General features: G+C 48.7%; 27 protein-coding genes and 1 pseudogene. 26 read left to right on the top strand and 2 right to left on the bottom strand.

What is annotated here, in order from left to right:
• Positions 1-78: 78 nt before the first annotated feature.
• From KJS65_RS29670 to KJS65_RS00950, 3 genes are all read left to right on the top strand, one after another.
• Positions 79-1773: a recombinase family protein gene (locus KJS65_RS29670; RefSeq protein ID WP_244864344.1), complete on the top strand. Its 1695-nt coding sequence runs from the start codon at positions 79-81 to the stop codon at positions 1771-1773.
• Positions 1691-2200: an RNA polymerase sporulation sigma factor SigK gene (sigK, locus tag KJS65_RS00945; RefSeq protein WP_374706164.1), complete on the top strand. Its 510-nt coding sequence runs from the start codon at positions 1691-1693 to the stop codon at positions 2198-2200. Before KJS65_RS29670 ends, sigK begins: the two co-directional genes overlap by 83 nt.
• Positions 2201-2548: 348 nt before the next feature.
• Entirely contained in the window at positions 2549-3370 is an 822-nt protein-coding gene (locus KJS65_RS00950; protein WP_213648192.1) for an SDR family NAD(P)-dependent oxidoreductase, read from the top strand.
• Positions 3371-3443: 73 nt separating this feature from the next.
• On the opposite strand, the gene KJS65_RS00955 is transcribed toward KJS65_RS00950, so the two are convergent.
• On the bottom strand, positions 3444-3803 hold the full coding sequence (locus KJS65_RS00955) for a LytTR family transcriptional regulator DNA-binding domain-containing protein (protein WP_213648193.1): 360 nt from the start codon (positions 3801-3803) through the stop codon (positions 3444-3446).
• 159 nt (positions 3804-3962) lie between these two features.
• On the opposite strand from KJS65_RS00955, the gene KJS65_RS00960 reads away from it, so the two are divergent.
• Positions 3963-4511: an NADPH-dependent FMN reductase gene (locus KJS65_RS00960; RefSeq protein WP_213648194.1), complete on the top strand. Its 549-nt coding sequence runs from the start codon at positions 3963-3965 to the stop codon at positions 4509-4511.
• Between the two features lie 126 nt (positions 4512-4637).
• Here KJS65_RS00960 and KJS65_RS00965 read toward each other — a convergent pair whose 3' ends face one another.
• Positions 4638-5711 (bottom strand): M42 family metallopeptidase, encoded by a 1074-nt coding sequence (locus tag KJS65_RS00965; protein WP_213648195.1) that lies wholly within the window; start codon positions 5709-5711, stop codon positions 4638-4640.
• A gap of 435 nt (positions 5712-6146) precedes the next feature.
• Here KJS65_RS00965 and spoVAC point away from each other — a divergent pair, with 435 nt between their 5' ends.
• The 22 genes and pseudogenes from spoVAC to KJS65_RS29675 form a co-directional block, all read left to right on the top strand.
• The gene (gene spoVAC, locus KJS65_RS00970; RefSeq protein WP_244864345.1) at positions 6147-6650 is read left to right on the top strand and encodes a stage V sporulation protein AC; all 504 of its coding nucleotides are present in this window, start codon (positions 6147-6149) and stop codon (positions 6648-6650) included.
• Positions 6647-7660, top strand: a complete 1014-nt coding sequence (gene spoVAD / locus KJS65_RS00975) for a stage V sporulation protein AD (RefSeq protein WP_213648197.1) — start codon at positions 6647-6649, stop codon at positions 7658-7660. Before spoVAC ends, spoVAD begins: the two co-directional genes overlap by 4 nt.
• Before the next feature lie 2 nt (positions 7661-7662).
• Positions 7663-8013 carry a stage V sporulation protein AE gene (gene spoVAE / locus KJS65_RS00980; protein ID WP_136606605.1) on the top strand — a complete coding sequence of 117 codons (351 nt, stop codon included), beginning with the start codon at positions 7663-7665 and terminating at the stop codon, positions 8011-8013.
• A gap of 245 nt (positions 8014-8258) precedes the next feature.
• On the top strand, positions 8259-9215 hold the full coding sequence (locus KJS65_RS00985) for an AAA family ATPase (RefSeq protein WP_213648198.1): 957 nt from the start codon (positions 8259-8261) through the stop codon (positions 9213-9215).
• Between the two features lie 6 nt (positions 9216-9221).
• A complete protein-coding gene (locus KJS65_RS00990) occupies positions 9222-10466 on the top strand; it encodes a DUF58 domain-containing protein (protein WP_213650581.1) in 1245 nt (414 codons plus the stop codon).
• Positions 10463-12691, top strand: a complete 2229-nt coding sequence (locus KJS65_RS00995; RefSeq protein ID WP_213648199.1) for a transglutaminase TgpA family protein — start codon at positions 10463-10465, stop codon at positions 12689-12691. The genes KJS65_RS00990 and KJS65_RS00995 overlap by 4 nt, the downstream gene beginning before the upstream one ends.
• A gap of 98 nt (positions 12692-12789) precedes the next feature.
• The gene (locus KJS65_RS01000; protein WP_213648200.1) at positions 12790-13317 is read left to right on the top strand and encodes a YqeG family HAD IIIA-type phosphatase; all 528 of its coding nucleotides are present in this window, start codon (positions 12790-12792) and stop codon (positions 13315-13317) included.
• Entirely contained in the window at positions 13314-14441 is a 1128-nt protein-coding gene (gene yqeH / locus KJS65_RS01005) for a ribosome biogenesis GTPase YqeH (RefSeq protein WP_213648201.1), read from the top strand. The genes KJS65_RS01000 and yqeH overlap by 4 nt, the downstream gene beginning before the upstream one ends.
• A 37-nt stretch (positions 14442-14478) precedes the next feature.
• Entirely contained in the window at positions 14479-15345 is an 867-nt protein-coding gene (gene aroE, locus KJS65_RS01010; protein ID WP_213648202.1) for a shikimate dehydrogenase, read from the top strand.
• A gap of 54 nt (positions 15346-15399) precedes the next feature.
• A complete protein-coding gene (gene yhbY, locus KJS65_RS01015) occupies positions 15400-15690 on the top strand; it encodes a ribosome assembly RNA-binding protein YhbY (RefSeq protein WP_213648203.1) in 291 nt (96 codons plus the stop codon).
• Between the two features lie 15 nt (positions 15691-15705).
• Positions 15706-16308, top strand: coding sequence for a nicotinate-nucleotide adenylyltransferase (locus KJS65_RS01020; RefSeq protein ID WP_213648204.1), 603 nt, complete (start codon positions 15706-15708; stop codon positions 16306-16308).
• A complete protein-coding gene (gene yqeK / locus KJS65_RS01025; protein ID WP_213648205.1) occupies positions 16280-16858 on the top strand; it encodes a bis(5'-nucleosyl)-tetraphosphatase (symmetrical) YqeK in 579 nt (192 codons plus the stop codon). Before KJS65_RS01020 ends, yqeK begins: the two co-directional genes overlap by 29 nt.
• Positions 16855-17202 (top strand): ribosome silencing factor, encoded by a 348-nt coding sequence (gene rsfS, locus KJS65_RS01030; protein ID WP_136606596.1) that lies wholly within the window; start codon positions 16855-16857, stop codon positions 17200-17202. Before yqeK ends, rsfS begins: the two co-directional genes overlap by 4 nt.
• Positions 17199-18110 carry a CvfB family protein gene (locus KJS65_RS01035; protein ID WP_136606595.1) on the top strand — a complete coding sequence of 304 codons (912 nt, stop codon included), beginning with the start codon at positions 17199-17201 and terminating at the stop codon, positions 18108-18110. The genes rsfS and KJS65_RS01035 overlap by 4 nt, the downstream gene beginning before the upstream one ends.
• A 26-nt stretch (positions 18111-18136) precedes the next feature.
• Positions 18137-18907, top strand: coding sequence for a class I SAM-dependent DNA methyltransferase (locus KJS65_RS01040; RefSeq protein ID WP_213648206.1), 771 nt, complete (start codon positions 18137-18139; stop codon positions 18905-18907).
• 137 nt (positions 18908-19044) lie between these two features.
• On the top strand, positions 19045-19773 hold the full coding sequence (locus KJS65_RS01045) for a 3-ketoacyl-ACP reductase (protein ID WP_213648207.1): 729 nt from the start codon (positions 19045-19047) through the stop codon (positions 19771-19773).
• Between the two features lie 269 nt (positions 19774-20042).
• Positions 20043-20942, top strand: a complete 900-nt coding sequence (locus tag KJS65_RS01050) for a PHP domain-containing protein (protein WP_213650582.1) — start codon at positions 20043-20045, stop codon at positions 20940-20942.
• On the top strand, positions 20905-21546 hold the full coding sequence (locus KJS65_RS01055) for a DapH/DapD/GlmU-related protein (RefSeq protein WP_213648208.1): 642 nt from the start codon (positions 20905-20907) through the stop codon (positions 21544-21546). The genes KJS65_RS01050 and KJS65_RS01055 overlap by 38 nt, the downstream gene beginning before the upstream one ends.
• A gap of 21 nt (positions 21547-21567) precedes the next feature.
• Complete coding sequence (locus KJS65_RS01060; RefSeq protein ID WP_213648209.1) at positions 21568-22269, top strand: GntR family transcriptional regulator; 702 nt, start codon at positions 21568-21570, stop codon at positions 22267-22269.
• A 23-nt stretch (positions 22270-22292) separates the two neighbouring features.
• Positions 22293-22718 carry a phosphonate C-P lyase system protein PhnG gene (gene phnG / locus KJS65_RS01065; RefSeq protein ID WP_213648210.1) on the top strand — a complete coding sequence of 142 codons (426 nt, stop codon included), beginning with the start codon at positions 22293-22295 and terminating at the stop codon, positions 22716-22718.
• Positions 22719-22730: 12 nt separating this feature from the next.
• Positions 22731-23339, top strand: a complete 609-nt coding sequence (gene phnH, locus KJS65_RS01070; protein ID WP_213648211.1) for a phosphonate C-P lyase system protein PhnH — start codon at positions 22731-22733, stop codon at positions 23337-23339.
• Positions 23327-23479 (top strand): annotated as a pseudogene (locus KJS65_RS29675) (carbon-phosphorus lyase complex subunit PhnI); the annotation flags it as partial. The gene phnH and the pseudogene KJS65_RS29675, both read left to right, overlap by 13 nt.
• Between the last annotated feature and the right edge of the window lies 1 nt (position 23480).

The raw sequence follows: 23480 nt of genomic DNA on the forward strand, positions 1-23480 counted from the left end.
ATTGCAATGTTGTTGATTTTGATAATACAATAGCATAAATAAGTGTTGTAGAAACAAAAAAATGAGGTGTGTAACTATATGAAATCAGCAGCAATTTATGTCCGTGTTTCAACAGGGTTGCAAGCTGTAGATGGTTCGAGTCTCGAAACTCAACAAGATTTGTGCATTAATAAATGTCTCGGAATGGGATTTACATTAAATGAACTCAAGGTATACAGGGAAGAGGGGTTCACCGGGGAAGATATAGAACGACCTGAAATGTCGCGTTTAAGAGATGATGTTGCTGAGGGGAAGTATACGCATGTTGTTTGTGTACATCCAGACAGATTTACTAGAGATTTAACGGATAAGCTTACTTTATGTCGTGAGTTTGAGAAAAAAGATGTTGAACTTGTTTTCGTTGATACAGAGTATGTTAATACTCCAGAAGGGCAATTGTTTTTTAACTTAATGAGCAGCATAGCTCAATATGAATCGGCACAGATCAAAAAAAGAACTGTGCGGGGACGTTTGAATGCCGTTAACAAAAATAAAGTTATGCCCATGAGAATCTCTCCTTACGGCTATGATCTAGTTAATGGTGCTTTAGTGGTAAATGAGTATGAAGCCAAATTCGTTAAGCTAATATTTCAATGGTACGTCTATGACAAAAAAACATTTTCGGAAATTGGGAACGAATTATATTCATTAGGGGTAATGCCTAAAAGGGCTGAAAGCAAGAACTGGAGCGCGAGCTCATTAGGTAAAATTTTATCTTCGGAGTTATATATCGGAACATACTATTACAACAGAAGAAAAACAAAAAAAATTAAAGGGGAACGGACAAAAGCAGGAAACCCAAAGAAAACGTACTCCATCAGAGAAAAATCTGAATGGCTATCAATCGATGTTCCTCCGATTATTGATGAAGGTACGTTTGAACTAGCACAGCAACAAAAACAAAAAAACTTCACCAGAAAAGGTAAGAATGTAAAGAATCAATATCTATTAAAATCCATTGTTAGGTGCGCAAAATGCGGAAGAATTTGGAATGGGACAACTTATCCATCGAAAAAGGGCGGTGAGATGATGGGGTACCCAGTCTACAGATGCCCCAATAAGTATCCTAAAAAATATGGTGGAGATGTTGAAAGGTGTCCTGCTCCGACAATCAGAGCCGATATTCTTGATAGCTTTGTTTGGCAAATGATCGCTGATGCATTGAAACGCCCAGATGAAATAAAAGATTTCCTAACCAGCGGGGATAATAATGCAATAGCTGAATTTCAGAATATCATCGAGGTATACAGCGACCAATTAAGCAAAAAAGAACAAGAACGCGAAAAAATAAAACTGATGTTCCGTAAGGATCTAATAAGTGAAGCAGAGTTTGAACAGGATATGACCGGTATTAATAAAGAGATTGCAAAGATCGAAGCAGACATACGATCTGCCGAGGATAAGAGATCAAAGCTCAGCAGACAGTCGCTCTCTAAAGAAAAGATCAAGGAGAGTATTGACCAATATTACGAGATCCTGAACCAAGATAATTTAGAATTTGAAGAAAAGAGAAAAATCCTTGATATGCTCGTCGATGAAATAGTGCTGAATTACGATGAGGATAAGGATGAGTTCACATTGACTCTGGTCGGGTATCTGAGCAAAATCAGTACCTACGGCATTGATAGAGGTGACCTTGTATTGACTACACATTGTCAAGAAGTTCGACAACACGGGAGAAGATCTGGAGGATCTGATCTCGATCGGAACGATCGGCCTGATCAAAGCGATTGAAAGCTTTCAGCCGAATAAAGGTACGAAGCTGGCTACCTTCGCAGCCCGATGTATTGAGAACGAGATACTTATGCACTTGCGTTCCCTGAAGAAAACGAGAAAAGATGTGTCTCTCCATGATCCGATTGGAACTGACAAGGAAGGCAACGAAATCACATTAATTGATATCCTCGGCAGTGAAGCCGATGATGTGGCGGATATGGTACAACTTAAAATTGAGAAGAGCAAGATCTACCGCAACCTCGACATCTTGGATGAACGCGAGCAGGAGGTCATCAAAGGCCGATTCGGCCTGGAGCATGGCGGCGAGGAGCGGACGCAGCGGGAAATTGCCAAGGAGCTCGGCATCAGCCGCAGCTACGTGTCCCGCATTGAAAAGAGAGCACTGATGAAGCTCTATCACGAGTTTTATAAGGCGAAGGGCTGAGTACTTAAAGGATTAATTCCCAGATTATATTTTTGATTTGAGTTAGGAGAAACCCTCCTAATATAAAGGCCACTGGCTGCTGCCTGTGGCTTTTATATGTGAGGATATAGGAAATTAGCAGCTCTGTGTTTGCTCGGATGAGGTTCTTCAATCTCATTTCATTTAAAATATAACGTATTAAGGTTTGTACACTATCTGGTTGAATGATTAACCAAATTTGACTTTTTTTTCTTGATGGGGTTTTATCAGTATATAGCATCTTTTGAAAACGCTAACGTCTACCTGTAATGAAAAGAGGTGAGCCCCTGGCTTTCGGATTCATTTCAAGCATGAAAAAGGAGGCACGATATGCAAAACCAATCCGAAGAAATTGTGAAGAGAAAAACCGCGCTCATTACGGGTGGCAGCCGTGGAATCGGACGGGGAATCGCCCTGGCGCTGGCTGAAGCCGGCTATGAAATTATGATCACTCATTATCAGGATGATGTGGCGGCGGATCAAACTGCGGAGGAAATTGCCCATCTGTCCGGTTGGGTATGCACCGTACGCGAGGGTGATCTGAGGGATGCAAAAGAAGCGGAAAGAACGGTAGCGGAAGCGATTCAGGTAATGGGACATATCGATGTCCTCATCAATAATGCGGGCATTGGAATGTATTCCTCCATAACCGAGTTACCGTTGGAACATCTGGATTTTACGATGCAGCTGAACTTCCGTGCTCCGATGCTGCTGATGCGGGAGGCTTCCAAGCAAATGATCGAGGCGGGACGCGGGGGCAATATCATTAATATCATTTCAACGCATGCGGAGCGGGCTTACCCGGGAGATGCTGTGTATGGAGGGCTCAAAGCCGCGCTGAAACGGGCGACGGAATCCGTAGCGTTGGATCTTTCTCCATATGGAATCCGAGTCAATTGCATTGCACCCGGAGGAATTCTCGTGAGGGAACGTGAGCCTCTCCATGATCATGTGGGCGCCACGATTCCACTCGGAAGAATTGGTGTGCCGGAAGACATTGGGCAGGCGGCGTTGTGGTTGGTTTCGGAGCATGCCTCCTATATAACAGGCATTACGATCCGGATCGACGGCGGTTTGATTCTACCGGGTATGCCTGAGGACGGCGAAGCCTCTTGGGGATATCGAAAAGTCAGACCCTTTCGGGTAAATTGAAATCTAGCAACCGATTAAAAAGCGGCAGGGCTCCGAATGACCGGGCAGCTGCCGCTTTTTAGCAAGTCTTCGCTTAGATCATCTGCTCCGGAGATAGAAAACCGGGAGTGCGAGGCATGCGTTGTTTAATGTGTTCCAGGGTTCGCTTGGACACCGTAATGGTGCGGGGATAAGCAAATTCATCACGGAAATGCAGTGTGTTGCCGTCGATATTTGTAATTTTGTTCACATTGACGTAGAGGTTTGATGCAGCACGTACAAAATTGGGCAGGGATTTCATCGAAGTTTGTTCGGCGGCGGATAATCTCTTTTTTATAATGTAATTCCTGCCGTGAAAAATAACCTGCTCCTGACTTCCCGTCTTGAAGAAAAAAGCATCGGTGACCGGATCAAAATTCTGATACTCGTTCATCACCTTATCGGTTTGGTTCATCTTTCAAAAGCCCCCTTTAGAAGATGATAGCTGTTAGCGCTTTCATTTTAACATATTTCCGAGCAGGATATCATACTTTTTTTGTGAAATTTATTAATTTTTTTGTAGGCTTGGACAAAAAAAGCTTATAATCGCATGACATGAGGGAGGTTGTGATGTATGAACTCAACTACGGTTCTTAATATTGTTGGGATTTCAGGGAGCTTGAGAAATAAATCCTCCAATACAAATCTGCTGCGTGCCTTATCAGAGCTGGCACCTGAGAATATGAAAATATCTATCTTTGACGGGATTGGAGACTTGCCGCATTTTAATCCGGAACTGGATGATGAGCCGCCTGCTTCGGTAACACGTTTCAGAGAACAGATGAAAGAAGCTGACGGATTAATCATAAGCACACCGGAATATGCGCATGGAATCCCGGGTGTATTGAAAAATGCACTGGATTGGCTCGTTCCATCAGGAGAATTATATGAAAAGCCGCTGATGGTCCTTAGTGCCTCACCACTGGAGACCGGCGGAGAAAAAGCGCATGATTCCCTCCTCTTAACCCTGCTTATGATGACAGCGCGGATCACTCCCGGTGGATCGCTATGCATCCCTTTCATTAATAAGAAGATCAATACAGAGTATGAAGTCTCTGATGAGCTTCTCAGAGAGAAGCTAATGACAATGCTCAATCAGTTGGGACAGGCGGCGAAGGAGTAAGTAAGCTCTTCTCAGGGAGTGTTATAGATTTGCATTTTTCAATTGCAACCAGATCATGCAAAAGCCTGCGGCTTTCTCCATAAACGGAGATGGCTCGCAGGCTTTTAATTTTACGAAGGATTCTTTTTATGCGTTTTCCAAAATCGTATTCAGGGTGGTCTGATCCAGACCTTTCACGAGCTTGATCAAAAGCTCTTTGGCTGCATCGTAGTCATCCGTGTGGATGATGGAGGATGATGTATGAATGTACCGCGAGCAGATTCCAATAACGGTTGACGGAACGCCGATTCCGCTCAAATGCACTTGGCCGGCATCGGTACCGCCTTGAGATACAAAGTATTGATATTTGACCTTGTGCGTATCGGCAGTATCCTGAACGTATTCAACCAGGCCACGATGTGTCAGCATGGAAGGGTCGAAAATACGGAGCAGCACACCTTCCCCGATATGGCCAAAAGAGCTCTTGTCCCCAGTCATGTCGTTGGCTGCACTAGCATCCAGAGCAAAGAAAATATCAGGCTGAATCATATTGGCGGCGGTACGAGCCCCGCGCAGACCCAGCTCTTCCTGTACGGTTGCACCACAGTACAAGGTATTCGGAAGCTTTTCCTTATGAAGAGCTTCCAGCAATTCTACGGCAAGACCTACACCATAGCGGTTGTCCCATGCTTTGGCCATAATCTTTTTGGGATTGGCAAGCGGTGTGAAATCGCAAATCGGCACGATTTGTTGGCCTGGGCGGATACCGAAGGATTCAGCGTCTTCGCGGTTATCCGCACCGACATCGATATACATCGATTTGATATCAACCGGTTTATTACGCTGGGATTCATCCAGCAGATGGGTTGGAATGGAACCAACCACGCCGATGACTGGACCGTTTGGTGTCATGATTTTCAGACGCTGTGCCAGCACGGCCTGGCTCCACCAGCCGCCAAGCGGCTGGAAACGGACCATACCGGTTTCGGAAATGCCGGTAACCATAAAGCCCACTTCATCAAAATGTCCTGCTACCATGACCTTAGGGCCTTGTTCATCTCCGCGAAGCACGCCGAAGAGGCTGCCTAGGCGGTCTTGGACAAATTCGTCCGTATATGGGGTAATCATTTCCTTTACATAAGCGCGAAGCTCTTTTTCAAATCCTGAAGCTGCAGAAAATTCCGTCAGCTTGCGGAACATGTCCATTGTTTTTTGATCCATGCTTTCAATTTCTCCTTTGCTTATGTTCTATTCTTACGGTATGTAATTCCATCCTATAGTATGAACTCCTGAAGTCGGATTGTCCATGTTGACCCGCTGAAGCACCAACGTCAATTTTTCGGAATACGATAAGTATAGATGAACGCCCAGCTCAGGCGCAGAAGGGAGCATCACCATGGAGTTCATGCCTTCACACAAAGAAATGATTCTTGTCTTCGTGCTGTTGATTTTGCTTGTCGTTGTTTTGATGTGTTTTTTCTAATTGTTTGAGTGGCGGATGCAATTAATTTGTATCTTCCATTCCAAGACAGCTGTCACTGGGCTAAAGCTTGTGGCGGCTGTTTGCTGTGTGTTCAAGCCGCTAATTCCATCAATACATAACAATCCTTTGTATGACAAATAATGAAAGGGAATGATGAAGAGGAGGTGCTGGTATTGCCTGCGAATACAAAAAATAAAGGGGCCAAATTCAGTCTGGATACCCTGACCCATCAGGAGTATAAAAACATTGCGCAGAAGCACGAGCCTGCACGGAGTATCTTTAAAAACTGCGTGTTAGCTTTTTTAATTGGCGGTGGCATTTGTTTTATCGGCCAAGCCATTCAGCTGGGTTTTATGACCTGGTTTGACATGTCGGTCAAGGAAGCGGGCAGTCCTACGGTTGCAGTCCTGATTATTATTTCCGTTATTCTGACCTGCCTTGGCGTATACGACAAAATTGCGCAGGTTGCGGGAGCCGGAACCGCTGTTCCTGTAACGGGATTCGCCAATTCCATGTGCTCCGCCGCCTTGGAACATAAGGCCGAAGGTTATGTGCTGGGAGTAGGTGCCAATATGTTTAAACTTGCCGGTTCTGTCATCGTGTTCGGGACGGTTGCGGCATTCTTTGTCGGGCTGGTGTACGCGATTCTGGGGCTGGAGGGAGTGCATCATCCATGAGGCTGAAAGGCCAGACTTGGGAATTCACTTCCAGACCGACCCTTCTTGCGGGTGCGACAGTGGTGGGACCGGAAGAGGGGCAGGGACCGCTTTCCGGTGATTTTGACTATATTTACGATAACATCGAGATCAATGAAAAGACATGGGAAAAGGCTGAACGCAAGCTCCTGGAACAGGCCTCCCAGCTGGCTGTCGTGAAGGCAGAGCTGACCAAGGAACAAATCCAGTTTTTTGTGGGCGGTGATTTGATGAATCAGATCATCAGCAGCACTTTCGCTGCGAGAAAACTTGGAGTCCCTTATTTGGGTGTATTCGGCGCCTGCTCCACATCGATGGAAAGTCTTGCATTGGCGGCGCTGCTCGTGGACACAGGGGCGGCGGAGCGTGTGCTCGCAGGGACTGCAAGTCATAATTGCACGGCTGAGAAGCAGTTTCGCTATCCAACGGAATACGGATCCCAAAAACCGCCGACAGCCCAATATACGGTTACAGGTTCCGGATGCGGCGTTGTTGGCAAGGGGGGCAGCGGTCCGGTGATTGCCAGGGCCACCATCGGCAGAGTGATGGATCTGGGCATCAAAGATCCGTTTAATATGGGGGCCGCGATGGCACCTGCTGCAGCAGACACGATTGAAGCCCATTTCCGGGATACGGGGCTTACTCCAGGGTATTACGATTTGGTAGTCACCGGGGACTTAGCTTCCGTGGGATTGCCGATTGCCGGGGAATTGCTGCAGAAAGCGGAGGTCGCCATGAATGAGACGGAATTTAATGATTGCGGCCTGCTGGTCTTCGATATACAGAAACAAACATATGTGAAAGCGGGCGGGAGCGGCTGCGGCTGTTCCGCTGTTGTGACGTATGGCCATTTACTGAAACGGCTGACCAATAAGGAAATTAAAAAAGTGCTTGTCGTTGCAACCGGGGCTTTGCTTTCTCCTCTGTCCTACCAGCAGGGCGAAAGCATACCGTGTATCGCACATGCGGTAGCACTAGAAATGGAGGGTTAATGATGCAATTTTTATGGGCATTTGTCATTGGCGGATTAATTTGCGTCATCGGACAATTAATGATGGATTTATTCAAGCTGACCCCGGCACATACGATGAGTACATTGGTGGTAGCGGGTGCGGTTGCAGACGGTTTTGGGCTATATGATCCTTTAGTTAAATTCGCCGGAGCCGGAGCCTCTGTACCGATTACAAGCTTTGGCAGTTCTCTGGTTCACGGGGCCTTATCCGAGCTGCAGCGAGACGGCTGGATTGGTATTGTCACCGGCATATTTGAGGTTACAAGCGCAGGGATATCAGCGGCGATCATATTCTCGTTTTTGGCCGCCTTGGTCGTTCGTCCGCGGGGATAAGACTACAACTGAAAATGCATGATCCCACTCACCCTGATCCCATACGGAGCAGGGTGTTTTGCTGTATCGGCCATAGGGTATGTTGGGGTATACGAGTAATTTAGGAGTCCTGCACAATGTACTTTAGGGGAATATATCATGTACAATGTAAGATATATGATTGTTATCTCAGGATTTAACAGAACTTGCTGCACAAGCAATTCCACAGTTTCACAAAATAGCATGATATAAGGAGGCATGAATATATGCCCGTAAGCAGCGAATCCCTGCAAACCATTGCAGCCGTTAGATCTAACCTTGAATCCTGCATCTTAGGCAAAGCCTTTGAAATCCAGCTCTTGCTTACTGCTCTCCTGGCAGAAGGGCATATTCTGATTGAAGACGTACCGGGAACCGGCAAGACACAGATGATCAAGGCTCTGGCCAAATCCATGAGCGGAGATTACAGACGTGTACAATGCAACCCTGATATTTTGCCAAGCGATATCACAGGCGTCTCCGTATTCCATCCCCGTGAAGAGCGTTTCTTTTTCCGGCCGGGTCCGGTGATGACAAACATTTTGCTCGCTGATGAAATCAACCGCGCAACAACGAAAACGCAATCGGCTCTCCTTGAAGTGATGGAAGAACGGAATGTTACGGTAGATGGAGAGACGTATGAATTGCCAAGACCGTTTATGCTGTGTGCCACCCAAAACCCGATTGATTTTGAAGGCACTTACATGCTTCCGGAAGCGCAGCTTGACCGTTTTATGATGAAAATCAGCCTCGGTTATCCTGATGCCGCTACCGAAAGAAGCCTCTTGCAGCAGCATAAGCATGGACAGCCTGTTGACCAGCTGAAGCCCGTAACCCACATGGACCAGATCGCAGAGATGCAGAAGGAAATCCGAAACATATTTATTGATGATGCCGTTGCCGATTATCTGCTGAAAATCGTCCGCATGACCCGGCAGCATCCGTCCGTTCTCCTCGGTGCCAGCCCGCGTGCTTCACTTTCTCTGATGATGGCAGGCAAAGCCTACGCTTTCATACAGCAGCGTGATTTTGTCCTTCCTGACGATATCAAAGTACTTGCTCCGTATGTTCTTTCACACCGTATTATTTTGCGTCCTGAGTCTCGTCTGGATAACGTCAGTGCAGAATCCGTCGTAAAAAATATTCTGCAGCAGGTGCATGTGCCTGTAGCTCTGGAGCGATGAATGATGATGGCGCTGCTGAAGACAATCAGGTCGATTCTACGGAATCTCCGCTTCTGGATTGTGCTTGCAGTATGGGCTGCCAGCCTGCTGTTCGTATTGTTTCAGGGAGGTAAAACCGCACTTATGCTGCTTGTAATGATCAGTGTTCTGGTAGTATATCTGATTGCAGGCGGCCTGGGTGGAATCCGCCGGGTCCACGGCCAACGCAGTCTTTCCGCAGAGCAGGAGCAGGGAGATGCGCTGCATGCAGGAGAGCAGGTTAAAGTGAGTCTGAATTTTGCGGTTCCGGGGTTCCTTCCGATGCCATATCTCATTATTCGTGAAGTCATGAAGCGGCATAACGGAGAGACCTGGTCCTTTGAAGAATCCGTGATTCCTGATTTCCGTGGAGGCGGCGAGCTGATGTTTCAAACTCCGCCGCTGGAACGCGGGAGGTATTATTTTACCGAGACTGAATGCGTTACGGAGGATATTTTCGGACTTATTGAGCATAAGGGGAGCTTTCATGTCCCCGGCCAGTTTCGCGTTTTTCCGCGGACAGTATCCATTCCAGGGTGGAGGATTATGGACAAGAACTCCAGGCTTGCAGGTCCTCAAAGGGCCGCTGCATCCCGCCGGGAGACGACGCAAATTAATGGTGTGAGGGAATATGTCTACGGCGACCGGATTTCACGTATCCACTGGAATGCAACCGCCAAAACCGGCTCCTGGAAATCCAAAGAATTCGAATATGATTCCGTTCCCAAGATTATGCTCGTTCTGGATGCTATTTCAGCCCATTATGAGTCGGACAACCATTTTGAGCTCGCAGTCTCAACCGCAGCCTCACTTATTAATTATGCATCACGTGAACGTCTGTGCATGGGACTCGCAACTGCAGGTGATCAGTTCAAGATGTTTTCACCAAGTGAAAATTACAGCGACCGTCAGCGGATGATGCATCATTTGGTGGATGTGACCGCAGATGGTTATGGCGATCTGCAGCCGAAGCTGGAGAAAAGCGGACGCTTTATCCCTTCCGGCGCCATGTTCATTCTCATCAGTCCGCAGAGTGGAAAAAAAGCACTGGAACTGCTGCGCTGGGCGGATACGCGTGGCTTTACTCCATCCCATATCTTGGTGTCATCTTCAGAAAGCGAGAGTAATGCCAAGCAGGGTTGGGTTTCCATGCTCAAAGCGCGGGGAACATTCGGTTGTTCGGTCTCCAGCTTGCATGATCTGCCCGCTGCGTTGGGAGGTGGAAGGCCATGAAAGCATGGGGTGCTTATATAAGAAATTCGCTCTTTTATTCCCTGTCTCTATTATGGATATGGATTATGGGATTGCAGTGGATTTCTTTTATGGATTTCACATGGTACACCGAAACGAAATCGATCGTTCTGATCAGCATGACTGCTATTATTGTTATAGAGATGCTGCTTCCTGCCAAAAGAATGTATCGTGTTATCCTTGAAGGAGCAGTTATTTTATATATTATCCATAAAGAATTGGTCAAATATTGGGTGTACATGCCATCCGGTACAATGGCAAACCGTATTCAGCAGTATGTGGATCACTTGTCACCCTATATCTGGATTGCTGCGGGGGCCTGGGTTTTGCTAACGCTCAGCGCCATTTTAGTCAATACCAAGCGCAGGGTTCTTGTTTTTTCCAGTCTTAACGTGATCGCCTTTAGTATTCTGGACTCTTTTACGATAAGCGATCTGTGGCAGGAAGTGGCCTGGACGGTTTTTGCGGCAATGGGATGGCTGGTCAGTGAGCATTTTCGCCGTTTTCAGGCACGCTTTCCTGCTGGATGGAAACATTTGCGAAAGTACCCCCTTAAAATTTTCATCCATGCTGCCGTTTTGTTTTCCGTTATCTTTATCGCCGGAGTGAGCATGCCAAACATTCCTCCGACGCTTACGGATCCTTATACCGCCTGGGTTGGAACCCCCGGGGGCAGCTCCAATACTGCGGATGTAAGCGGCGAATTGACAAGCGAGAAAGTGAAAAGCACTTCAGGGTACAGCCGGAACGACAATAACCTGGGCGGAGGTTTTAATTTTGACTATACGCCTGTCATGTCGGTGAAGTCCGAGAAGCGCAGCTACTGGCGAGGGGAAACCAGACAGGTGTACTCAGGCAGCGGCTGGTCAGATGAACGTTCTGGAAGCGACTACGATGATGTGAACATCGGCACTGCTCTGCGAAGCAGCGAACCAAGAGCATCAGGAGAGACGGAGACATTAGAGCAGACCGTAACGATGCTGAATGACAATGTGTACCCCGTCCTGTTTGGGGCTTTCAATGTATCCCAGGTCAAGCAGATGGATGATGTAAATGCAGGCAAACTGCTGTGGGAAAGCAACCAGTCCACTCTGCACTGGAATACCGATTCCAAACAACCTCAATATCCGAAGACCTATACCGTTATTTCGGAAGTGCCGGTCATTCCGGAAGATGAGATTCGCAGTAAAACATTCAAGAACCTCTATAATGGAGATAAACTGGATGGCAAGTATCTGCAGATTCCTAAGAGCTTTCCCGAACGAACGCGCAAGCTGGCGGAGCAGGTGACGTCATCTGCAGATACCCCGTATGAAAAAATAGGATTACTGCAAAACTACCTAATAAATAACTTCAAATACACAAATCAGCCGGACCTGTCCAAAAAGACAAGCGATGATTTTGTGGACAGCTTTTTATTTGATATTAAGGAAGGCTACTGCGATTATTTCTCCACTTCGATGGTCATGATGGCACGATCACTCAACATTCCAGCCCGCTGGGTCAAAGGGTACGCTCCTGGCCAGCAGCAGATGAATTCGGATGATGTACTTCAGAGACAGGGTAAAGTGGTTGATACAGGCGTTTATACCGTGACCAACGCGGATGCCCATTCCTGGGCAGAAGTTTATTTTGGATCTTATGGTTGGGTGCCTGTCGAAGCGACGCCGGGATTCAACATGCCGCTACTTACGCATAAGGAAGACAGCAAGCCTGTCACGGCTCCACAAGTTGAAGATGAAGCAGAGCAGGACGTGCTTAAGGAGACAACGACAGCAGGAACTGGTACGAATGGTTCTGGACTTTCCGGTGCGGCAATTGCTTGGATTACAATCCTTATCATTGTTTTGCTTGCAATATATACCCTTTGGATGCTGCGCATCCGTGTGAGATTTTTCCTCATCGGCATCCGTAAAGGCAGAAAGCTTACCGAGGATCAGAAAGTGATCGTGATGACCGAACAATGGCTGAATAAACTGAAGAGAAAAGGTATCCGGAGAAGCTCAAACGAAACGCTGCGTGAATCCGTAAATCGCTGGGAAAAGGAAATGCCGACCTTATCTCCGGCACTTGGACCGCTTCTGATGCTGTTTGAGAAAGCCAGATATAGTCCCTCTTCGGTATCGGAAGCCGAATGGAGAAGCGTATACGATCACAGCCGTAATCTTAAAACAGCCCTTAAAAAGGCAGAGGATCCGGCGGCATAATCGGGACCTTACGCAAAGCGCCCTCGCGGGCGTTTTCTTTTTTACTAACCACGTAGATTATGGTATAGTTTGTCCTATGAAACTGAGGTGACAACAATTTGTTCGAAATACTAATCCCTAAATTAAGGGTGAATACGGTATTTGATATTGATTTGGAAGACCTGTATGCCAAGGGTTACCGGGGAATCATCACGGACCTGGATAACACCCTGGTTGGCGCAAAAATGCCGCTGGCTACACCGGAGCTGATTACCTGGTTCGAGCGGGTCAAAAAGCTCGGGTTTAAGCTGATCATTGTGTCGAATAACCGCATGGATCGCGTAGCGGCGTTTGCCACTCCACTGGATATCCAGTTTGTGCATCAGGCGCGTAAGCCCCGGAATGCGCCATTTCGCAAGGCCATCAGCATGATGGGACTCCGTGATCAAGAAACCATCGTGGTCGGCGATCAGATGATGACCGATGTGTACGGCGGCAACCGCATGGGCCTTTTTACGGTGCTGGTGCTTCCGGTTTCCATCGCGGATGAAGGCTGGGCAACAAGAATCAACCGCCGCCTGGAGAAGATTGCACTGAAACGTTTGCGTAAAAAAGGACTATGGCTTGAGGAGGAAAAACATCAATGAAAGACCCGATGGGCGGACAAAGCATCAAAAAGTGCAGCGGCTGCGGCATTGAGCTGCAGGCGCTAAATCCCGATTTGCCAGGGTACCTACCGGAGAAGTCGCTGGGCAGAGAGCCTGTTATTTGTCAGCGCTGCTTCCGTATTAAAAACTATAACGAGGCTTCTTCCGTTACAGTGGACCAGGATGAGTTCTTACGACTCTTGAGCCAAATCGGCGGCAAGAATGCACTCGTCATTCATATTGTCGATCTGTTCGATTTCGAGGGCAGTTTGATTTCGGGGCTCCAGCGTTTTGTGGGGAACAACCCCGTTATACTCGCCGTGAACAAAATCGATTTGCTTCCTAAAGTGACAAACTGGAACAAAGTGATTAACTGGGTGCAGAAACAATGCAAGGAACAGGGACTTAAGACTGAAGAAATTATCCTGTGCAGCGCCAAGAGGAATCTGGGCTTTGAGCGTCTTCTTGAAACAGTATCCGAATACCGTGGCAACCGTGATGTTTATGTGGTTGGGGCTACGAATGTCGGCAAATCCACACTGATTAACCGATTAATCCGCGATTATAGTGATCTGGAACAAGAACTCACCGTGTCACGCTATCCGGGAACTACCCTGGATATGGTCAGTATCCCGCTGGATGATGGACACCACATTATCGATACCCCGGGGATCGTATATCCATGGCGTTATAGCGAGCTCGTGGACCGCAAGGATTTGGGGGCGATCATGCCGGAAAATCCGCTGAAACCGATGGTTTATCAGTTGAATGAGGGACAAACCTTGTTTTTTGGAGGTATGGCCCGCTTTGATTTTATTCAGGGTGCCCGTCAATCCTTCACTTGCTTTTTAAGCAGCAGACTCAACATTCACAGAACCAAGCTAGAGAAGGCCGACGCTTTATATCAAGAGCATGCGGGAGTTCTTCTGGCGCCGCCTGAGAAGGAGAACCTCGGCCAGATGCCGGATTGGACAAGACATGAAATCCGCGTGCCCAAGGGTGCGAGAATGGATCTGTTCATCTCTGGTCTCGGCTGGCTGAAGGTGAACAGCGATCAGGGCGCTTTAACGGCTATCCATGCACCTAAAGGTGTGAAAGTACTCGCCAGACCTTCCCTGATCTGATGCATGACTAGAATTCGGGAGAGGCAGGATGATTGACATGATAACAAAGACGGATTTACTCGCAAGTACCGGTGCACTGCTCCTTGGCGTTATCGGAGATCCTATAGCTCATTCCAAGTCGCCTGTCATGCATCAGGCTGCTTTGTCAGCGCTGGGGCTGCCCGGATCTTATGTTTCCATGCATGTGAAGCCTGGGCAGGTAAGTGAAGCCATTGCAGGGATCAAGGCTCTCGGGTTCCGGGGAATTAATGTTACCATTCCTCATAAGCTGGAGGTCATCCCTTATCTGGATCATCTGGATGAAACGGCACTCCGGATTGGAGCCGTCAATACGATTGTCAACGATTATGGCATATTGACCGGTTATAATACGGATGGAATTGGCTATGTGCGTTCACTTAAAGAAGAGGCGGTATCTGAACTAAGAGGGAAGAAGATCATGGTCCTGGGTGCGGGCGGCGCGGCGAGAGGCATCGTGTATGCTCTGTCGCTGGAAAGCCCGGACAGCATCTTCATTGCCAACCGTACAGCCGATAAGGCGGAAGCAATGGCGGATGAATGGAAGGAGCTTGCCGATATCCGGGGGATATCCATGCAGCAGCTGCCGTCGTATCTGAAGGATATCGATATCCTGATCAATACGACATCGGTCGGGATGCATCCGAATATGTCGGAAGCGCCGGTGGATGTGAATTTGATATCGGAAAATACAGTGGTCAGCGATTTGATCTATAACCCCCTTCAAACCAGATTGCTGGCAGAGAGTGAAAAAAAAGGCTGCACGGTGCATGGCGGCCTGGGCATGTTTGTCAACCAAGGCGCCTATGCGCTTGAATACTGGACCGGCATGCCGGCACCGGTTGCAGCAATGAGAAATGCTGTACTGAAAAGTATGGCTGGCTAGCTCCCTTTTTTGGGGAAATCAAAACAGATGAATATTAAGGAGTTATGAATATACATGCTAACGGGTAAGCAAAAGCGATATCTTCGATCCCTCGCACACCATTTGGATCCGATTTTTCAAGTGGGCAAGGGTGGAACCAATGACCAGCTTGTAAGACATATTAACGATGCGATTGAGAAAAGAGAATTAATGAAAATCAGTATTTTGAACAACTGCCTTGACGATAAAAATGAGATTGCTGAAGAGCTTGCGGAGAAATCCAAAGCAGAACTGGTTCAGATTATTGGCAGCACGATTATTCTTTACAAAGAATCTAAAGATTACAAACAAATAGAATTGCCATAAGCGGGAGGGTTCACCATGAAGGTAGGTATCATGGGCGGCACCTTTGATCCCATTCATATCGGCCATTTGCTGGCAGCAGAAGCGGCAAGGGATTCGTTCGGGCTTGACCAGGTCTGGTTCATGCCCAGCCATATTCCGCCCCATAAGGAACAGGCCGGAGCTGCCGGAGAGGATCGGCTCGGCATGGTGGCCGAAGCGATCTCCGATCATCCTTGTTTCCGTACACTGGATATTGAAATCAGAAGGGGCGGCGTTTCCTATACCATTGATACGGTGAAGGATATCCGCAGCTCTTTTGAAAATATAGATTTCCACTTTATCATCGGTGCCGATATGGTCAATTACCTTCCCAAATGGGAAGGCATTGAGGAACTGGTTGGGCTCATGAGCTTTATCGGTGTCGGACGACCGGGTTCCGAGCTGGATTTGGATGCACTGCCTCCTTATTTAAAAGGAAAGGTGCTTCTTGCCGACATGCCCCAGGTTGATATTTCTTCTACAGAAATCAGGGAAAGGCTGGCCACAGGTCATTCGATCCGTTATATGGTAACGGACAATGTCTATGACTATATCAGAAGGAGCGGATTGTATGGAATTCGGCCGGGAAGAACTGATTAAATTGGTTTCGGAGCAGATGCCGGCCATGCGCTGGCAGCATACACAGGGTGTGATGGAATCAGCAGTCAAGCTTGCCGGGCTGTATGGAGCAGATCCTGTAAAAGCGGAAAGAGCTGCGATTCTCCATGACGTTGCCAAATACTGGCCCGTCAAGCAGATGGAATTGGTAATCCGGGAGAATGATTTGTCCAAGGACCTTTTGTTTTATGATAAATCGCTTTGGCATGCAGAAGTGGGAGCTTTTGTCGCCAAGAGGGATTACGGAGTTGAAGACCCGGAGGTACTTGATGCGATCAAGTATCATACATCCGGGCGGATTGGCATGACACTCATGGATAAAGTGGTATGCCTGGCAGATTATATTGAGCCGGGAAGGGATTTTCCCGGCGTGAATAATATTCGCGAACTGGCTCACCATAGCCTTGAAGAAGGGCTGATTGCAGGTTTTGATTCAACAATTAGCCTGCTAGTATCGCGGCGGCAGATTATTTATCCGCTGACGGTATTTGCACGTAATGATCTTATAAAACAGTTGGAGGCGAATTCATGACCCTTACATCAGAACAATTGTTAAACCTGGCAGTAGAAGCTGCTGAAGATAAAAAAGCAATGAACGTCGTGGCGCTTGATTTGAAAGGCGTTTCGTTGATCTCGGATTATTTTGTGATTTGTCACGGTAACTCAGACGTGCAGGTCCAATCTATTGCAACTGAAATCCGCAAGCGGGTTCAAGAAACTGGCTCGGAAATACGCGGAATTGAAGGTATGAACTCCGCACGTTGGGTACTCATTGACCTTGGAGATGTTATTGTTCATGTCTTCCACCGGGATGAACGCGATTATTACAATATCGAACGCTTGTGGTCGGATGCCAAGGTTGTGGAGAACGTATGAGTCCGGTTGCAGGAACGATAGAGACGTATGAAGTGCTCCGCGAAGTGTCGCCATACGGATACTTTCTGGATGCGGGAGACCAGGACGTTCTCCTGCACTATACGGAATTAACACATGAGATCAAACCGGGCGATGATGTTGAAGTATTCATTTTCTACGATACGGAAGACCGCCTTGCAGCTACAATGAAGAAGCCATACCTTACACTTGGTGAAATGGCGAAGCTGGTAGTAGCTGATGTGCATCCGCGCCTGGGCTGCTTTCTTGAAATGGGTCTCGGCCGTCAACTTCTGCTGCCGATTCGCGAGCTGCCTGAATTGAAGGAGCTCCGTCCTCAAGTAGGGGACTCGGTATTCGTGGTTATGGAGCATGACAAACAGGGACGCCTTCGTGCCAAACTGGCGGGAGAGCAGGAATTGTCCCGGCATGCCTTCAGTGCCCCTGTATCCTGGCTGAACCAATGGTTCAAGGCCACGGTATACAGACCACTGCAGATGGGGACCTTCGTCATCGTAGATGGTGGCGTAGTAGGCCTCGGTGTCATCGGTATGATTCACTCTTCAGAGCGTCTTAATTTGTTAAGACTCGGTGAGGAAGTGGAAGTCCGTGTCAGTCATATCCGGGAAGACGGCCGTGTAAATCTATCTATGGCCCAGCGCAAGGAAGTTGGCCGTGACATGGATTCGGAACGAATTCTTACCTTCTTGAAGGAACGTCCTGCCGGCGGCATGCCGTATTCGGATGCGACGCCTCCGGATATTATCAAGCAGCGCTTTGGCATCAGTAAATCCGCCTTTAAACGGGCATTGGGTAAATTGATGAAGGAAGGACTTGTGACTCAGAAGGAAAATTGGACGTATTTAGCCAAATCGGATTCTGAGAAACAGGAAAATTCCACTGAAAGCTGAAAGTGAACAGAAAGTGCGGTGTCATCATGTCTTCATACAGAAAATTTGCATATGTCTACGATGAATTGATGGAGGATATGCCTTATCCGGATTGGCTTCGTTTTGCCCGTCAGGCTTGGGATAAACATGGCAGTATGCCGAAAAGCGTAGTCGAGCTCGGCTGCGGTACGGGCAGCATTACCATCCCGCTCGTCAACTCAGGCTTCGAAGTGACGGGAATCGATCTATCTGCGGACATGCTGTCTGTGGCAAGGCGAAAAATGGAAAGCACGCCGCAGGGCAGCAGACTCTACCGTGAAGGCTCGATACGCTGGGTGCAGCAGGATATGCGGGAATGGGAAATTCCGGAGCAGGTGGACGCGGTTATTTCCTTCTGCGATTGCTTTAGTTATTTGCTGGAAGAGAGAGATGTCACCGCTGCATTTGCTCAAACCTATAAGGGATTAAAGCCCGAAGGGATTTTTCTGTTCGATGTGCATCATCCGAATACGATGATCCGTTACGATGAAGAGCAGCCTTTTGTCTGGGATGACAGGTCTGTATCTTACATATGGACCTGCGAGCTGGATGCTCCCCGGTGTGAAATCGAACATCATTTGAGCATTTTCGCGAAGGAAGAGCAGAGCGATCTCTACCGCCGGTTTGAAGAAACGCATGTCCAGCGAGCCTATGATCCGGAATGGATGAAGACGGAACTGGTCAAGGCGGGATTCCGCGACGTGAAATGCTATGCTGATTTTGAATGGGTGGAAGCCGGAGATGATGCCCAGCGGCTTTTTTATGTGGCTGTTAAATAGCAATGCATAGCCTAATTCGGATTAGCCGTATCCGGAAATGGGAAACATAATGCCTCGGAACACGGCTTCCGGGGCTTTTTGCTACATGGTATTCTGGGTAATAAAAAGAAGCTTCGTAGAAGAAAGGATGGAAGAAAATGAAACTCACTAATTTAAAAAATAAAACAGCGATCATTACAGGTGCAGGAAAGGGAATCGGCCTTGCCATCGCGACTGCATTAGCCAAAGAAGGAGTTCATCTGGGTCTGATGGCTAGAACCGCCTCCGATCTAGACGCGCTAAGTGATTCTTTGACCAAGGAGTATGGAGTCTCCGTGTATACCGCGACGGCGGATGTATCTTCCCGTACGGAGGTAGATAATGCCATATCGAAACTGGGGCGGGAGCTTGGAAGCATAGATATCCTAATCAACAATGCAGGTATGGCTGCGTTTGGTACGGTGGCTGAAATGGATCCGGAGCAATGGGAGCGTATCATCCAAGTAAACCTGATGGGCACGTATTACGTATCCCGGGCAGTTCTGCCAACCATGATGGAACAAAACAGCGGCAATATCATTAATATCTCATCGACAGCAGGTGAAAAAGGATTCGCAACAGGTTCCGCATACTGCGCATCCAAATTCGGAATCATGGGACTGACAGAGTCACTTCTTCAGGAAGTACGCAAAAAGAACATTCGTGTAATGGCACTGACTCCAAGCACGGTGAATACAGATTTGGCGCGTGACAACAATTTGAACATTGGAGACGAGGATCGGATGATGCAGCCGGAGGATGTGGCTGAGCTCGCTTTGGCCTCCTTAAAGCTTCCAGCCCGTGTTTTTGTGAAGTCTGCAGGTATTTGGACAACCAATCCACAATAAAAATATATCAATGGCTTTAAAGCCTGTCTCTTCTGGATCGGATACCGATCTGCCAAGAGGCAGGCTTTTTTGCTATGAAAAAAACTTGAGACGCTGCAAATTTTACAGTCACGACGTTTTTTTTACAGAAGCTTTACCGTGCCTTAACCCTTGCAACTTGGCACCAAGTTAGACTGTCACTACAGACAGCCGAAGCGATACAGCCAAGCGGGCATGATCAGTTTCGGCAGCAGTTGTCTGCTTATTCTAAGATAAGGTGGTGCTGAGGTATCAAGACGGAACTGCATTGTCATACGACCATTTCGGACGGCTCGCATTCATTTGATGAATTGGCCGAGGCAGCCCTGAAAGAAAACATTAACGTGTTGGCGGTAACGAACCACGATACAACCAAAGGCCTCGCCTTGATGGTAGAACGGGGAAGAGAGCTCGGGCTCGAAATCATTCCGGGGATCGAAATATCCGCCTTTGACTTGGAAAGAAGCAAGAGGGTGCATATCCTGGGCTATTTCATTGAGCCGGGACATCCGGCTCTTGAGCAGTTATGCACCCCGATGATAGAAAAGCGGCATGAAGCCTCCCGTCTCATGGTTAAACGCCTGATCGAGGCCGGATACGGCATCACCTGGGAACAGGTTCTGCGGTATGCGGAAGGGGGAACCGGCGTATACAAGCAGCATATTATGCACGCGCTGATCGACAACGGCTATGCGAAATCCATATACGGCGAGCTGTACACAAAATTGTTTTCCCGCGGGGGAAACGGTGAGGAGCCCGGCTTAGCTTACGTCCGGCTGGACTACCTTCACGCCCGTGACGCCATCGAGGCCATCCTTCAGGCAGGCGGGATACCGGTTCTGGCCCATCCGGGCCAATACGGCAACTTCGAATTTGTCCGCGAGCTGGTGGGCATGGGACTTCAGGGCATCGAAGTGTGGCATCCGCTCCACGATGCCGGTGATGAGGAGCGGGCCATGGAGTATGCCCGGCTTTACGATCTTGTCATGACCGGAGGATCCGACTTCCATGGGTTTTACGGGGAGAAGGAGGTCCGGCTGGGGAGCAAGGATCCGGGCATGTCCTGCATCCAAGAGCTCAAGGACCGAAGACCGAAGCAAAGGGGGAACATGCATGGAAAAGCACCCGATTCATCGCCCTGCGGAAAGTAAACCGCTGACCCCGGAACCTGAGATTCACGAAAGCGCGCATATTCTTCACAGCATGTTTGGATCATGGACCTCCGTCGGTCCCAGAAATCAAATCATCGAATCCCATATCGGGGATTACACCTACACGATGGACGACGTGACGATCAACTACACCGAAGTAGGCAGATATACTTCGATTGCCTCGCATGTGTGCATCAATCCGGTGGACCATCCCATGGAGCGGGTCACACAGCACCATATGACCTACCGGAGAAGAGATTACGATTTTGCCACCACCGATGATGAGGCGATCTTTGAACGGCGACGGAGCAACCGGGTGACGATCGGCCATGATGTCTGGATCGGTCATGGGGCGATCATCATGAAGGGGGTTCATATCGGCACCGGAGCGGTGATCGGATCCGGTGCCATCGTCACCAAAGACGTCGAACCTTATGCCATTGTCGTCGGCGTCCCGGCCAAACCGGTCCGAAAAAGATTTTCGGAGGATGTCATCTCAAGTCTCTTGCAGATCGCCTGGTGGGACTGGCCCAGGGAGGTCATCATGGAGCGGTTCGAAGAGCTGAGCGATACGGCCTCCTTTATCCGGAAGTACGGGGGCTAAAAAGAGGAGGCGAGCACAGGGATGCATGACGAAATGGAGATCATGGATAAGCTCATATCCGATATGGAGGCAGGGATTTATGAGGCGGATGACAAGCTGCCGTCGGAGAACGATTTGGCCAGGCTGTTCAAAGTGCCCCGTATGACTGCCCGGAAAGCTTATGAAAAGCTGCAGGACCTCGGATATGTATACTCCAGGCAGGGCAGGGGCAGCTTTGTCCGCGACCAGCATCAGCGCATCCCGCTACTCTTCTCGGGCAACGAAAGCTTCAGCCGGAAGATGATCCAGATGGGATATGATTATCAATCACGCAACATTTTTTGCGACCCCATCGAGTATAACCACAAAGTGTATAAAGCGCTTGAAGCGCAGCCTGAAGAGCGGGTGTTCCGGATTGGCAGGCTTCGCCTCATCGACAACTGTCCGATTGCGATTCACGCGTCGTATGTGGCTGAGTCGATGTTCCCGGACATTGGGAAGACGGGCAGGGAAATCACCTCGATGTTCGATTACTACCATAGCAGAGGCTATACGGGGTTCGAGTCGATGAAGACGCTGCTCAGTGTGACCTATCCCGGGAGGAACGAGAGGGAGCTGCTTGCCTGCACCAGCCTTATTCCGCTGCTCGTGGTGGAGACCGGCTGTCTGGACAGCTTGACGAACAGACCACTTGAATATACGAGGATTATGTACCGGAGTGACTACTTTACGTACGAGCTTTAAACGATTAGGGAGGTCTGGAACGGATGAAACGAAGACAAAGGACCGAAATTCTGATTGAAGGCTCCAGGGATCTCGCTACCAGCATGGCGCAGGACATTGCAGACCGTTATAAGGTGAAGCTGGTCGAGCAGCCGAGCCAGGGACTGGTCATGGTCAAAGTGAGAGAGACCGCTAAGCGAAGCCTATTCTATCTGGGAGAAGTGTTGGTAAGTGAATGCAAGGCACAGGTCGGAGGCAGCTTAGGCATCGGCTTGGTCAAAGGGCATGATCATGAGCTGGCGTATCAGCTCGCGATCATCGACGCGGCGTATCAGGCGGGACTGGAGGAGACAAGGGCATGGGATCAGGCGCTGCTTGCCGAAGAAGCCCGGATCGTTGCCATGCGCAGCCGGGTTTTCAGCGAAATCGCCAAAACGAAGGTCGATTTTGAAACGATGGATGAGGATTAGGGGGAGAGAGCGATGAACTTTGACGCGGTTCATGATATACAGCGAGCCTACCGCAAAGTGGTGGACTCCATATCGAGACCCGGATGGATCTCGGATCTGACGGCTGAAGCGGACAATGCCGATGCCGAATGGGGCGGTTTGCCCGCCACCTGGGTGCTCGCTTTGATGCTGCTGGATACGGAGGTTACCTTCTGCATCTACTCGCAGCGGGAACACGAGCTTACGCGGCTCCTGAACCAGCTGACCTTTGCTACCCGGACAGAGCCGGAGAAGGCGGATTATATTTTTATCCTGCATGATGCAAATGAAGGGGATCTGCTGAAGGCTTTGCAAAGCGCCAAACTCGGCACTCTGCAAGACCCGCATACCTCTGCCACCGTGATCGTGGAATCGGGAGAGCTGTCCGGAGATTTTGAGCTCAGCCTCAAAGGCCCGGGCATCGAGAACGAAAGCTTTGTCCGGATCTCACTGGCTCCCGGATGGCTTGAAGCGCGGGCGGAGAAAAATGCGGAGTACCCTCTGGGTCTAGATATGCTGGTCGTTGACGAAAACAATAATTTGCTATGCCTGCCCCGGACGACGCAAATCGAGGAGAGGGAGGTGCTTCTATGGGATATGTAGCGGTAAAAGGCGGAACGCTGGCGATCGAGGAATCCCTGAAGCGGATCAAATTCGAGCGGATTAAGCAAGGAAAGGTTTTGGACGTCAGCCGTATCGAAGGCGGGATGAGAGGGTTGATCGACCAGATCATGTCGGAGAGCC

The organism is Paenibacillus sp. J23TS9, from assembly GCF_018403225.1.
GTDB lineage: Bacteria > Bacillota > Bacilli > Paenibacillales > Paenibacillaceae > Paenibacillus_AQ.

Excerpts from the sequence above, each read along its gene's own strand:
- KJS65_RS29670 (WP_244864344.1), top strand. The coding sequence starts at position 79 with ATGAAATCAGCAGCAATTTATGTCCGTGTTTCAACAGGGTTGCAAGCT.
- KJS65_RS00950 (WP_213648192.1), top strand. The coding sequence starts at position 2,549 with ATGCAAAACCAATCCGAAGAAATTGTGAAGAGAAAAACCGCGCTCATT.
- KJS65_RS00955 (WP_213648193.1), bottom strand. The coding sequence starts at position 3,803 with ATGAACCAAACCGATAAGGTGATGAACGAGTATCAGAATTTTGATCCG.
- KJS65_RS00960 (WP_213648194.1), top strand. The coding sequence starts at position 3,963 with ATGAACTCAACTACGGTTCTTAATATTGTTGGGATTTCAGGGAGCTTG.
- KJS65_RS00965 (WP_213648195.1), bottom strand. The coding sequence starts at position 5,711 with ATGGATCAAAAAACAATGGACATGTTCCGCAAGCTGACGGAATTTTCT.
- spoVAD (WP_213648197.1), top strand. The coding sequence starts at position 6,647 with ATGAGGCTGAAAGGCCAGACTTGGGAATTCACTTCCAGACCGACCCTT.
- spoVAE (WP_136606605.1), top strand. The coding sequence starts at position 7,663 with ATGCAATTTTTATGGGCATTTGTCATTGGCGGATTAATTTGCGTCATC.
- KJS65_RS00985 (WP_213648198.1), top strand. The coding sequence starts at position 8,259 with ATGCCCGTAAGCAGCGAATCCCTGCAAACCATTGCAGCCGTTAGATCT.
- KJS65_RS00990 (WP_213650581.1), top strand. The coding sequence starts at position 9,222 with ATGGCGCTGCTGAAGACAATCAGGTCGATTCTACGGAATCTCCGCTTC.
- KJS65_RS00995 (WP_213648199.1), top strand. The coding sequence starts at position 10,463 with ATGAAAGCATGGGGTGCTTATATAAGAAATTCGCTCTTTTATTCCCTG.
- yqeH (WP_213648201.1), top strand. The coding sequence starts at position 13,314 with ATGAAAGACCCGATGGGCGGACAAAGCATCAAAAAGTGCAGCGGCTGC.
- aroE (WP_213648202.1), top strand. The coding sequence starts at position 14,479 with ATGATAACAAAGACGGATTTACTCGCAAGTACCGGTGCACTGCTCCTT.
- yhbY (WP_213648203.1), top strand. The coding sequence starts at position 15,400 with ATGCTAACGGGTAAGCAAAAGCGATATCTTCGATCCCTCGCACACCAT.
- KJS65_RS01020 (WP_213648204.1), top strand. The coding sequence starts at position 15,706 with ATGAAGGTAGGTATCATGGGCGGCACCTTTGATCCCATTCATATCGGC.
- yqeK (WP_213648205.1), top strand. The coding sequence starts at position 16,280 with ATGGAATTCGGCCGGGAAGAACTGATTAAATTGGTTTCGGAGCAGATG.
- rsfS (WP_136606596.1), top strand. The coding sequence starts at position 16,855 with ATGACCCTTACATCAGAACAATTGTTAAACCTGGCAGTAGAAGCTGCT.
- KJS65_RS01035 (WP_136606595.1), top strand. The coding sequence starts at position 17,199 with ATGAGTCCGGTTGCAGGAACGATAGAGACGTATGAAGTGCTCCGCGAA.
- KJS65_RS01040 (WP_213648206.1), top strand. The coding sequence starts at position 18,137 with ATGTCTTCATACAGAAAATTTGCATATGTCTACGATGAATTGATGGAG.
- KJS65_RS01045 (WP_213648207.1), top strand. The coding sequence starts at position 19,045 with ATGAAACTCACTAATTTAAAAAATAAAACAGCGATCATTACAGGTGCA.
- KJS65_RS01055 (WP_213648208.1), top strand. The coding sequence starts at position 20,905 with ATGGAAAAGCACCCGATTCATCGCCCTGCGGAAAGTAAACCGCTGACC.
- KJS65_RS01060 (WP_213648209.1), top strand. The coding sequence starts at position 21,568 with ATGCATGACGAAATGGAGATCATGGATAAGCTCATATCCGATATGGAG.
- phnG (WP_213648210.1), top strand. The coding sequence starts at position 22,293 with ATGAAACGAAGACAAAGGACCGAAATTCTGATTGAAGGCTCCAGGGAT.
- phnH (WP_213648211.1), top strand. The coding sequence starts at position 22,731 with ATGAACTTTGACGCGGTTCATGATATACAGCGAGCCTACCGCAAAGTG.